Genomic DNA, 12,773 nt, shown 5'->3' on the forward strand with positions numbered 1-12,773 from the left:
CATAGTCGATTTTTGGTTGTAAATCTCCTTTTTTCACATAACCTTTTACATAAGGCATGCATGCACCCCAAGATGCAGATACTTTACAATTAGCATAATTTATAACCTTAACAATAGTATGTGTCCCTACTACTATTACGGTATGCTTGTATTGTTTAGCATCTTCTAAAGCTGTTTTTATATTGGCCTTAGTTAGTACAATACTTTTATTAGCCTTGGTTGTAGCTGTCTTTTTAAAATTTTCGATAGGGTTTGCACTTGTATCTTGTTCTAAAGTTTTTATATCTGTAAGAAAAGGGATATTATGTATTTGTTTAATAGGTTTAACTGCCTTCTTTTCTTTTACTAGTTTCACTTCTTGCTCTTGTTGTACTTCTTCTATTACTTCTTTTGTTTTTTTAGAGTTGTTATTACAGTTAAAAAGAAAACAGAACAATAGTAGGGTTAAAATTTTATTCATCATATTCATTAATAATTTGTTTGTGTCTATTTAATATTTGATTATTCGTTTTGTATGATAATGCTACATAACGTCATGCTGAACTTGTTGCTGTATCATATAACATCTAAAAACATAGATGCTTCATGGTGAGAACCTGAAACTAGTTTAGGGTGACAGTAGATTTTATGATGGATTACGGATATTCAATATTATATTTAGGGTTAAATGTACTTCTTTTTTATTAATCTAAATGTTGTCTGTTCGAGTGATTTCGAGGTACGAGAAATTGTATCGAGAAGTTTTATAACTCAAATCGTTCTCGATACTAAATTCCCAAAAGGGAATTGCACTCGAACTGACAATAATCTTCTAATAATAGATTACACCAACATGCATAGCGAGTTTTTCAGCTTTTTTTAAATAAAATGAACCAATAACAGTATCCAACCTGTTAACAAGCATAAACCACCTATTGGTGTAATTGGCCCTAGAATTTTAATTTTATTTCCTTTAGCCGAAGAAATACATAACCCATAAATACTAAACGAAAATAAAACGATGCCTATACAAAAACACCAAACAATTGCATACTCTAACGTCGTTTCCATAGGCAATTGAAATCCTAAAATTAAGAGTACAATAGCATGATACATTTGGTATTTAACACCTGTTTCAAAGCTTTGCATTTGCTCTGGTGTAAATTGTTTTTTAAGTGCATGAGCACCAAAAGCATCTAAAATAATGCCTAAAGCACCAAAAATTGAAGCGATTACTATTAGCATGTTTGCTGTCATAATTTAGTTTGTTCTATTATATTAATACAATAATACGACTCCTTTATTTATTGTATAATGTATATGGCAAAATATATTCTTTTTATTAATTTTTAAATACGTTTATTCTAAACCGAAGAGTTAGAACAGTTGTTTAAATTCTTTTCTATTTACTTATTAAATCCTGTATCTTTATCCTGCTAAAAAAAGAAGATTTGTTATATACTATTATAGATGTTGAAACCTCTGGACGCAGTAACCGTATTACTGAGATTTCTATTTTTAAATACGATGGTAATGTTGTTGTAGATGAGTTTACATCGCTTGTAAACCCAAATTGTTTTATTCCAGAGCATATTACTGCTTTAACTGGTATAGATAATGGCACTGTTGCTAATGCTCCAGAATTTTCTGAAATAGCAGATACTATTTTAGAGATTACCAAAGATGCCATATTTGTGGCTCATAATGTTAATTTTGATTATAATGTTATACAAGGTGAGTTTAAATTATTAGGTATAGCGTTTACTCGCAAAAAACTTTGCACTGTTCGTTTAAGTAGAAAATTAATACCTGGACACCGTAGTTATAGCCTAGGAAAATTATGCAAAGCTCTAAACATAAATCTTGTAGACAGACATCGTGCTCGCGGTGATGCAGAAGCCACTGTTATTTTATTTAAACTTCTACAGAAACAGGAAAATGCAGACCCTATTTTTAAAGATTTTTTAAATAAAAACAATAAACAGGCAACCTTACCTCCTAACCTACCTAATAAGGTATTTAATGCCTTGCCAAACGCTGCTGGTATTTATTATTTTAAAAATAAAAAAGGCACAATTATATATGTTGGAAAGGCTAAAGATATTAAAAAAAGGGTTTTGAGTCATTTTTACAGCAAAGCGCAAAAATCTTTAGATATGGTTAGAGAAACGGCAGATATTGATTTTGAATTATCTGGTAGCGAGTTACTGGCTTTATTAATGGAAGATGCAGCTATTAAGCATCATTTTCCTCAATATAATAAGGCCTCTAAACGGACACCAAAAGGCTATTCTATTTTTAGCTACCAAGATAGAAATAATGTTATGCATTTAGCCATTAATGCAGCAAAAGCCACACCCAAACCTATTATTACATTGTACAGTGTGCGCGATATTAGATTGTTTTTAGAACGTGTTTGCGAGCAGTTTAATTTGTGTCCTAAATTTTGCCACTTACAAGAGGGTGTAGACTTTTGTTCTCATCATGCTATTACTAATTGTAATGGCATTTGTAGAGGAGACGAGTCTGTAGAGCTTTATAATGAACGTGTTACTAATGCTATTTGCGATATTATAAATAAAAGTCAAGACCGTATTATTAAAGAAAAAGGCAGAACTCCTGAAGAAGAGGCATTTGTTATTATAAAAAACGGAGTATATTTAGGGTATGGTTTTATAGATAAAAGCGAACAGATAACACATGAAGAGCAATTGGAGCCCTTTTTAATTAAGCAAAAAGATAATAGCGATGTAAGAAGTATTCTTGCTAAGTTTAAGTATTAATCTTTAATACTAGTAAATAAATCCCTCATACTTTTGACTTAACAATTATAAGTTTCTTTTTCTATTAAATTAAGCGACATCTGTCTTTTTAAACTTTATGAAAAATAAATAAATGACGTAACCACAATTATTACTACAATTACCCCTACAAGTTTAGCATGTTTCCAAGGCGTTATATCTACCTCTTGTGTAAATTTTTGTTCATAGTCCACAGTTCTTGGTGAAAGCTTACCTATTATTAGCATTACAATAACATTCAACACAAACAAAATTGCCATTACGTGGAGAAAATGAGGATAATTATCTTTTCCAAAAACATAAGGCTTTAATATAAATTGGCTAATTATATATAAAGCTGCACCTAAAACAATAGCAATATTTGCAGCTTTAGCTGGTACACGTTTAGTTAAATATCCAACTACAATTATAGTTAAAATTGGTATGCTATAGCATCCGTTTATTTCTTGTAAATAACCAAATAATCCATCTGGTGCATTTGCTATAAAAGGAGCAACAAACATTGCTAATAATGCTAGCAAAACGCCAAAGCGTCTGCCCACTTTTACGACTTGCTTTTCTGATGCTTCTTTATTAAAAAACGCTTTATAAATATCTACACAAAATAATGTTACAGAACTATTTAAAGCACTATTAAATGAGCTAAGAATAGCACCAAACAATACTGCAGCAAAAAAACCAACTAATGAGGTTGGTAATACTCTGGTTACTAATTCTGGATACGCTTCGTCTGGGTTTGTTAATCCGCCTTGAAATAAATGAAATGCAATTATACCTGGAACCACTACAATTAATGGTCCTAAAATTTTTATAAAAGAAGCTAACAATAATCCTTTTTGCCCCTCTTTTAGGTTCTTTGCTCCTAATGCTCGTTGTATAATAGCTTGATTTGTTCCCCAATAAAATAATTGAACTAACATCATCCCTGTAAAAATTGTTGCAAATGGAATAGATGAATCTGCATTTCCTATAGAATCAAATTTTTCTGGATTACTATTCATTAATATTGAAATTCCTTCTGAAATACGACCTTCTCCAATCTCCTTTAATCCAAAGTACGGAATTAATAAACCTCCAATTAAAAGACCAACTGCATTAATTGTATCTGAAACAGCAACTGCTTTTAGCCCTCCAAAAATAGCATAAATAGATCCTATTATGCCAATAGTAAAAACTGAAATCCATAATGCTGTAGTTTTAGAAACACCTAGCAATTCTGGCACATCAAACATTGCATTAATAGCCAAAGCACCAGAATATAAAACTATTGGAAGCAATACAACAACATAACCTGTTAAAAACAAGCCTGAGGTTAATGCTTTTGTTATTTTATTGTAACGTCTTTCAAGAAATGTAGGAATAGTAGCTATACCTCCTTTTAAATACCTTGGTAATAGAAAAAGTGCCGTAATTACCATTGCAATAGCTGCAAGAGTTTCCCAGGCCATAACCAAAATACCTTCTTTATAAGCAGAACCATTTAACCCTACAATTTGCTCGGTAGATAAATTGGTTAATAGTAATGAACCTGCAATAACGACACCTGTTAAACTTCTTCCTCCAAGAAAGTACCCCTCTGAGGTAGTTTCATCGGTTTTACGAGTAGCATAATACGAAATAACAGCTACTACGGCCGTAAATCCAACAAAAGAAGCAATTGCAAGCATATGTTTGATATTTTATTTAATAAAAAAAGTCCAGAATATTATTTAACTGGACTTATAATAATTACAATAAATAGTTTATTCTACTATTAATTTTTTTGTAGTAACTTGACCTTTTTTATCTTCTAATTTTAAAAGGTAAATTCCCGAATTTAAAGACGAAACATCCAAGATATTATTAATTAATTTATTGTTAGACAACACTTTTTGTCCAGTAATATTATAAATATCAATATTTGAAATTTGACCACTATTAGTAATTTTTAATTCATCTTTCACAGGGTTTGGATAGATCTTAAAAGTAAGGTTCTCTTCAAAAGTTGGTGCACTTAAAGTAGGATACGAAAAACTTGCTGTTATATTATCAAAAAGAATAACATCTCCTGAATTTGCAGGTGATTGCTTTCTTACTTTTAATCTATATTTAATTTGATTAAAGGCATTTGTAATAGGCTTAGTGAATGTAACTTCTTCCCAAGTATCTGCAGCAGTAATATTATAAACACCTGTATTAGCCCCAGTTATTTTTGTTCCAGCTTCATCAAATAAATCAAAAACAACTTGAACGGCAAGGTCTGCATTACTTGATCTTACCCAAAAAGTTGTGTTTATTTCTGTAGGGGTAACTGTTTCACCAAAATCATTCATTGTATTATCTAAAAATTGATTTTCTGTTTGATTAGCAATAAATGTCAATTGCCCAGCTTGTAAGCCTTCTTGCGGTGTTGTTGTATTGAAAGAGGCAGTCGCTTCGGTTGGTGTACCTGTAGCTGTCCAACTAGAAGTTGCTTCGAAATTAGAATTTGCAACCCAAGTATCTTGAGTTACCAACTCAACAAATTCAACATCGTCTACTAGGTATGTAGCACTAGCAGTTTTCCCTAATATTCTTATATTCATGTTTGCTGTTGTAATACCTGTAAATGTTGTTGAGTAATCTTCCCAAACACCAGTTGTTTGAATTGTATATTGAGATCCAGGAAGTACTGATCCTTGAAATAATGATCCTTGTATTTTATTTCCTGCTGTACCTTTTACTTTAAATTTTAACAAATACGATCCAGCCATAGCTGGTTGAGTGTTCGGGTTAGATTTAGCTCCTGTATTTGTAGCTGCTCCTGCTACGATTTGCATAGATCCAGATGTTCCGCTTCCACTAGCATCGTCTGTACTATGAGATAAAGTTGAACTTTGTTGTTCAACCCAGTTACTAGTATCTGTATCAAAAGTTCCATTTGCAACTACTTGGCTAAAACCTAGTAACGGCAAAATTAAGACTATTGATAATGTAATTTTTTTCATAATATTTAATTTAGTAGTTAATTAATAATTTATTTTATTCGGTTTTTGCTACTAATGAGCATTTATTATTCTTCACTCTTTTTTTTAGCTATTCTTCTAGCCACCTTTTGCTCTTTTGTCAAGATGTTTTGTGAAATTTCTTTACCTTCTTCTTTATTTAAAGCTTTAATTTTTTCTTTAAGTACAGACTTATCTTTAATCTCTTTTCTCAAGCTTTTAATTTTTTTAAGCTTTTCAATTTCTAAAGCATAAATCTTTTCCTTTTGCTCATTAGTTAAAGCAACGCTCTCATTTCCCTTAGTAATTTGAGAATTTATTTTTTTGATTTTTTGATTTGCTTTTTCTTTCATTTTATCTGATTGAGAAAAACCAGAAAATGAAAACCCAATTAGCATTATTAGCGCAAAAATTATTTTTTTCATAATATTATTTTGTTTAATTATTTACTTTAAAGTTATCTAAACGCCATTGTGTTTTAGTAAACGTGTTATCTATAGTTTGGTTAACTCTAACAGCTATATAGAAGTTTGCATTAGGGGTTATGTTCATTACTTTTCTTTTGTAATCACCTATAGCTATCCCTTCAGTATTCATATCGGCAGCAGTTTCTGTTCCTATTTCTGTCCAATCTGCTTGATTCCAAGTCTCTGTACCATCATATACTTCTGAGTAATAAAATGTTACTACTGCATTATTTACTGCAGGAGCTTGTGAATATGCTATATCTATAGATACATCTACATTTCCTGTAACTTGCATTTGAGGTGTTATAACTACGTTATCTAAAACACCATTTCCGTTTTGAGTAGTATTATAAAAAACAACCAAACCTGTATCGGAATCTTGAGTGACATCATCAACATCTGCATATTTACCAGCGTTCATATTATACTTAAATTTTTTACTACTTGGTAAGTCTTGAGCCGATAGTAAAAAGGCGTTAAAACCTGCAGCTTCTAAATCTGCAACAGTTTCAAAAGTTTCTACATAATTAAAAGCTGCAACAGTATCATTATCTGTAATGGTTAGTGTCTGCTGTTGTAAATTAACTCCAGTGTCTAAACCACCAGAAACTGAAGTTATATCTAAAACTATAGTTTCATCTGTTTCTGTATCTATGTCATCAACAATTGTAATGTCCACACTTGCTGTTGTTGAACCAGCTGGAATAACAAACGAATATGGGCTATTACTTCCTCCAAAGTTAAAATCGGAAGTATCTGCTGTACCTGAAGCTGTTAATTCTATTGTTGCATCTGCTGTTGTTGCTCCTGATAAATTGAAATTTAATGTGATTGTTCCTGCATCTTCATTGTAAGTTAATGTGTTTGCCGCATCAAAATCTATTACTGGATTTGGTGGCGAATCATCATTTTCTATCGTTATGGTAGTCGCTGTTGTTACACCTGTTGCCAAACCACCTGTTACTTCTGTTATTGTAAAGGTTGCTGTTTTATTTGCTGCAAAAACGGTATTGTCTATTGCAGTCATTTCAAAACTTGCTGATGTTGCTCCAGCAGGAACTGTTACAGTAAATGGGCTAGCTGTTTGGTTTACAACTGTATAATCTGTACCAAAAACGGCATCGCCTGAAGCTGTTATAGTAATTGTACCACCATCTGTAGAGGCTTGATTAAAAGGTATATTTATTAAATAATTAGTTGCATCATTTTCTTGTAAAGTACCTGTTGTATTTTCAAAACCTACTATTGCAATCAAGGGATCATCATCATCTAAAATAGTAAACTGTAGTGTTGTATTTTCGCCTAAAGTTAAAGCACCTGTTGCATTTGTAATTGTAATGGTTAGGTTTAGGTTACCGTCTATAGTATCATTATCTATTGGTGTTAAGCTAAATGAGCTCGACAAACTACCTTGTCCAATTTCAATACTAAAATTTGCACTACCACCACTTGTTTCGTAATCTGTTCCGTAGTTTGCACCAGAAATTGAAACATCAACAGTTCCGCCACCATGATTAAAAGTGTCTACACCTAAATTAATATTTAATGGAATTGTTGCGTTTTCAATTTCAACTAGTTCATCTAAAGTGAAATTTACTATACCTGTTCCATTTAAATTTTCGTCGTCATCTTCGCACGAGAAAATAAAAACGATTGCTAAAATTGAATAGAGTAAAAACTTGGTTTTCATATAGTAGTTGTTTTAAGTGATGTAAAATTGAAAAAAAAGACGCTAAAAATGGTTTCATTATTGTCTGATAACGTTTAATAATTGTGAATTCATTAGCAATACAGGGCATTTGTAGTAATTTTAATAAATAACACATCTATAGTTAGTGCTTTTTTAAATTTGATAAAAAAACAGACTATTTTAATTTTATAGACATAATACGTTTCCAGAATTTAATGAATAGAAGTTCTTATTTTTTTTGAAATTTCTAAGGCTGTTGTGGTGTATGTTCTTTAACATCAAAACCAACTATAGTCCAAGGAATAAGGTTTTCTTTTTTTAAATACGTTTCTAAACTACCCGTTTTGGTTTCTAAAGTTTTGCGCGAAGACAATGCAAATGCAAACACAGTAATGAATAAGCAAACTATACGACCTTTTAATACAAGTAAAAACTTACGTTTTGGCATTTATTGCTTTACAATTTTTTTGGCAATCGAGCCTATTTTTAATACATATATTCCGCTAGGTAAATTATTCAATTTTAAAGTTATTGAATTTGTACTCGATTGAAAATTAAACGTTTGTTTCTGCCCTAAAATAGTATATAACGTAATATTTTCTGAAGAAATTTCAGCTTTACGGATAGTAATTTGATCTTGAAACGGATTAGGAAACACAGACATTGTATTCAATTCTTGCTCGCCTACAGATAATGTAGATTGATATTCTATTGCTCCTAAATCTGGGGTAACATCTCTTGTAGCACCAAAAAAATCATCCGTTGGTGCTTCAGCAGAATCTGCAATACCAATTGCTGGTGAATTTGAATTTAAGCCAAAATCATAACTACTTGCATTTTCATCTCCTGCGTTAATAAATAACGGATCTGCAATTGTTGTATCTTCATCTACTGCTGTTATATCTGAATCTTCATTTACTGTACCATTGGCACCAAAAATAATATTGTCTGTAACCACTAAGTTAGTTGTTCCTCCAGCTGCAAGCGCAAAGGCATTCCAATCTGTATCAATAACCGAAATGTTATTAATGATTTTAATATCGTCACTTCCTTGAGCACTAATACCAATATTATTGCCTCTTTGTTCTTCTCCAGCGTATGTTACAGTATTGGTGTAAGAATTCATATAACAAGTGTTATTAATAAAATCGATTCTATTACCATCGTTAGTATGTACACCACTAAATCCATTCCAATAGCACAAATTATTGGCTACTAAAATACGGCCGCTACCATTAGTCCAAGAAGATGTATTGTTTCTTTGTAGTGATATCCCTTTACCTTCATCTATTCGTGGTGTAATAATCGTTTTTGTAGGTGCCCACGAGTATTGCTCGTTATAATTGTGATGAATTTTATTTCTTAAAATATTAATACTATAAGCATTAGTCCCTATTGGTTCTGTTTTAGTGACTACGAGTGCGTGTGTACCAGAATACGATTTAGCAGAGCATCTGTATATTTCGTTTTCTTCAATGTCTATAAATTTACTATCAGAAACTCTTAAACCACCACCAGGGGTATGATGGATTGTATTGCTAGTAATTTTAATATTATTTGAATTACTAATGTATAAGCCTCTAGTATCTATATATGATGGCCTTACTACTGTTAGCGCACTAATATCTGTATAGGTATCTGTCTCCTCGACCACATCATCAGTATCATTTGTTTCGTCTTCATTTCTAAATTTAATGTCTGTAGCATCTGGTGCAGTAACTGTTCCTTGTAAATTACTGTCATCTATAATATACACAAACTGTAAAGCATTTGCAATGCTTAAAGGAATGTTATCTACTTCGCCTTGAATATTAAAATCTTCAATTTTTAAATACGAACTGTTGGTAACTCTAAAAATGTTTGCGCCATCTCCTTTTAAAATCGTATTGCTATCATAAGCTTTTATAGTAATAAAATTTCCTGCTGAACCGTTTAGATTGTGTACTCTTATTGTGTTTTCTGAATGCCATAAATGTGAATCGTTTTCGGCAGAGTAAGAATAACTCGCATTGTAACTTGGATTTTTATACTCTCCAATTATTTCAATTGTATCTCCTGCCGAAACACTATTTTTTGCTTTAGTAAATGTTTGAAATGCTGTTGAAGTTGATGTTCCATTATTAGAATCTAATCCGTTTTGCTGATCGACATAATAAGTCGTTTGCGCAAAAGAATATATGCATGTTAATAATAGGAAACAAAGTGTTAGGCATAACTTTATGGTTTTCATTAGTTTTATAATTTTATTAAAAATAGAATTTATTAATAATCTTTAGGTTCGTTAATAATCAAAAATTAGACTTTGTTATATTTTTGTGATATATATTTATGCTTCTGAATAAATTTAACGTTGGTTTTTAAAGTATTTCTATGGTATACCGACTTTTAAAAGTTTCATTAGCCTCTAATTTTATAATGCCTTCTTTTTGTTTATAATCTTTATTATGATTTATATGATCTGCTATCCCAAACCAAGGTTCTATACATACAAAAGGTGAGTTGTTTTTACTTGACCATATACCTAAATATGGAAATTCTTTAAACGTAACACTTAAATACTTTTTGTTAGTTGGCTTGTAAACCAACGTCACTTTTGAAAACGGATTAGAATTGAAAGTTAAAGAACCTTCATCAAAAACTGTATCTGGTAACTCTAATATACCAGGCTCTGTAAAATACTGCGTCCATTGATCTATATATAATCCATCTATTTTATCTTGTGTCTTTGGCATATCATCTGTATTAAAAACCAATTGGTATTCACTACGTTTTTGCCCCTTCTCAATTGGGCAATTAAATGCTGGGTGCGCACCAATTGAAAAATATAATTCATCACTTGCTGATGGATTTTTAACCAAATAATCAACGTCTAACGATTTCCCGTTAATAGTATATGTTATTTGTAGTACAAAATCGAAAGGATAAATAGCTTTTGATACTTTTGATGCAGTTTGCTCGAAAGTGATACTTTGATTAGTTTTATTAACAACCGTAAAATCATAATCTCGTGCAAAACCGTGTTGTGGTAATTTATAGGTTTTACCATCAAAGGTGTATTCGTGGTCTTTTAATCGTCCAACTATTGGAAACAGTATTGGCGATTGTCTATTCCAAAATTCTGGATTCCCTTGCCATAAATATTCTGTTGCATCTGCTTTAATACTTGTTAACTCTGCTCCTTTTGTTTTTATAGACACTTTTAAATTCTCATTACCTATTGTGTGAACCTCCATTTCTTCATAAGGTTTACTAGTTACTATTTCTGTTTTTTGTTTTGCACTATTACAACTCATAAACAATGTAAAAATGCAGATGCTAAAAATTATACTTTGTTTCATAATACATTCATTTTATATTTAGTGTGCAAAATGTTTTTTAAACTGATGACTATATCTTGATATTTTTGCTCATCCACAACATTTACATTTTCATCTTCATCAGTTCTGTGATCGTACAACATAGAAGTGATTACAGTGTTATCTTCTGGCTTGATAAATTCGGTATAGCTAAACTCTGGTGTTTGCAGGGTATAACCATTCCCTTTTTTAATAAAAATATGGTCTTTCCCTTTTAATTTTGGATTTTGAAGTATAGAGACCATGCTTTTTCCATCTAATTGGTTTTCTGGAATTTCTAAACCGCATAACTCTGCTAATGTCGGATAAACATCTACCAACTCAACTAAAGCGTTAGTGTCTTCCTTGTTTTTTGTAAGTGGATTATAAATAATAAGCGGCACTTTGGTTGATGTTTTATAATTAGTAAACTTTGCCCATTGCGTATGTTCCTGTAAATTATAACCATGGTCTGAGACTAATACTACGATAGTATTTTTAGCTAATCCAGCTATTTTTAGTTCCTTTAAAATTTTTCCAATGAGTGCATCAGTGTAACTTACGGTTGCATAATACCCATGAATTAAGTTAATTGCTAAACTATCTGATACTTGTCCTTTTTTAGGAATATTAGAATATGCTCGCATTTCTGGCCAATTGCTAATAGACATTTTTGGCGCATTTTTTGGAATGTAATTATAATTCTCTGGCTGTTTAATTCTATTTTTATCATACAAATCCCAATATTTTTTTGGTGCGTTAAATGGTAAATGAGGCGCAATAAATCCAGCAGTCAAAAAGAAAGGCTTGTTAGTTTTTTTAAGCTTTTTAATATCTCTAATTACTTTTTCAGTGAGTAAACCATCTATATAAATGGAATCGTTTACAGGTGCTTTTTCATAGGCTGGTCCTGTATTTGTTTTTTTATATTCCGAAATATTTTCTAGTAGTTGATAATCTTTCCAAAGCGATTGCCAATAATCTGTTGGTGCCAATCCTTGATTGTTTTTATCAAAGGCATATGGGCGCCAGAGGTCGTCCCAATCGTTTTCCCTATCGTCTAAATGATGGTATATTTTTCCGTTAGAAATAGTAGTATAGCCATTATTTTTAAATAACTGCGGAAGCGTTATAGCATTAGGCGTTTCTTTTTCTACAAACGTATTATAATTTAAAAAGCGGTTTTTAGTCGGCAACATTCCTGTAAGCATGCTGGCTCGCGAAGCACCACAAACTGGCACATTACAATAAGCGTTTGTGAATTTTACACCTTTTTCTGCTAAAGCATCAATATTTGGCGATTGTATTTGCGAAGCGCCATAACTTGCCAATTCTGGACGCAAATCGTCCATATAAAGTAAAAGCACATTAGGCTTGGTCTGTTTTTTTTCGCTGATAGTTTTATTGCAAGAAGTAAAAACAAGACTTATACATAAGACCCTATATAAAAAATGCATTCTATTATTGTTTTGAATTGGACTCAAAATTAAAACTAGAAACAAAAAAAAGGTTCAAAATTAACCTTTAGAGCATTAATA

11 protein-coding genes are annotated in these 12,773 nt (G+C 31.4%); 1 reads left to right on the plus strand and 10 read right to left on the minus strand.

Annotated elements, in window-relative coordinates:
* On the minus strand, window positions 1-463 hold a 463-nt coding region (locus tag ACVC2P_RS09400), incomplete at its 3' end, for a hypothetical protein (RefSeq protein ID WP_452598217.1).
* A 395-nt stretch (window positions 464-858) separates the two neighbouring features.
* Window positions 859-1,236 carry a DUF423 domain-containing protein gene (locus ACVC2P_RS09405; RefSeq protein WP_452598218.1) on the minus strand — a complete coding sequence of 126 codons (378 nt, stop codon included), beginning with the start codon at window positions 1,234-1,236 and terminating at the stop codon, window positions 859-861.
* A gap of 194 nt (window positions 1,237-1,430) precedes the next feature.
* On the opposite strand from ACVC2P_RS09405, the gene ACVC2P_RS09410 reads away from it, so the two are divergent.
* The gene (locus ACVC2P_RS09410; protein WP_452598219.1) at window positions 1,431-2,762 is read left to right on the plus strand and encodes an exonuclease domain-containing protein; all 1,332 of its coding nucleotides are present in this window, start codon (window positions 1,431-1,433) and stop codon (window positions 2,760-2,762) included.
* Between the two features lie 95 nt (window positions 2,763-2,857).
* Here the strand turns inward: ACVC2P_RS09410 and ACVC2P_RS09415 are convergent, their stop codons facing one another.
* The 8 genes from ACVC2P_RS09415 to ACVC2P_RS09450 all read right to left on the minus strand — a co-directional run bounded on the left by ACVC2P_RS09415 (window position 2,858) and on the right by ACVC2P_RS09450 (window position 12,602).
* Complete coding sequence (locus tag ACVC2P_RS09415; protein ID WP_452598220.1) at window positions 2,858-4,447, minus strand: solute:sodium symporter family transporter; 1,590 nt, start codon at window positions 4,445-4,447, stop codon at window positions 2,858-2,860.
* 75 nt (window positions 4,448-4,522) lie between these two features.
* On the minus strand, window positions 4,523-5,746 hold the full coding sequence (locus ACVC2P_RS09420) for a T9SS type A sorting domain-containing protein (RefSeq protein ID WP_452598221.1): 1,224 nt from the start codon (window positions 5,744-5,746) through the stop codon (window positions 4,523-4,525).
* A gap of 65 nt (window positions 5,747-5,811) precedes the next feature.
* The gene (locus ACVC2P_RS09425) at window positions 5,812-6,168 is read right to left on the minus strand and encodes a hypothetical protein (protein WP_452598222.1); all 357 of its coding nucleotides are present in this window, start codon (window positions 6,166-6,168) and stop codon (window positions 5,812-5,814) included.
* A 13-nt stretch (window positions 6,169-6,181) separates the two neighbouring features.
* Window positions 6,182-7,900, minus strand: a complete 1,719-nt coding sequence (locus ACVC2P_RS09430) for a hypothetical protein (protein ID WP_452598223.1) — start codon at window positions 7,898-7,900, stop codon at window positions 6,182-6,184.
* A 247-nt stretch (window positions 7,901-8,147) separates the two neighbouring features.
* Window positions 8,148-8,348, minus strand: coding sequence for a hypothetical protein (locus tag ACVC2P_RS09435; RefSeq protein WP_452598224.1), 201 nt, complete (start codon window positions 8,346-8,348; stop codon window positions 8,148-8,150).
* Complete coding sequence (locus ACVC2P_RS09440) at window positions 8,349-10,130, minus strand: T9SS type A sorting domain-containing protein (RefSeq protein WP_452598225.1); 1,782 nt, start codon at window positions 10,128-10,130, stop codon at window positions 8,349-8,351.
* Window positions 10,131-10,257: 127 nt separating this feature from the next.
* Window positions 10,258-11,193, minus strand: coding sequence for an aldose 1-epimerase family protein (locus ACVC2P_RS09445; protein ID WP_452598226.1), 936 nt, complete (start codon window positions 11,191-11,193; stop codon window positions 10,258-10,260).
* A 41-nt stretch (window positions 11,194-11,234) separates the two neighbouring features.
* Window positions 11,235-12,602: a sulfatase gene (locus tag ACVC2P_RS09450; RefSeq protein ID WP_452598227.1), complete on the minus strand. Its 1,368-nt coding sequence runs from the start codon at window positions 12,600-12,602 to the stop codon at window positions 11,235-11,237.
* Window positions 12,603-12,773 lie beyond the last annotated feature (171 nt).

This window comes from Pontimicrobium sp. MEBiC01747, from assembly GCF_053601635.1.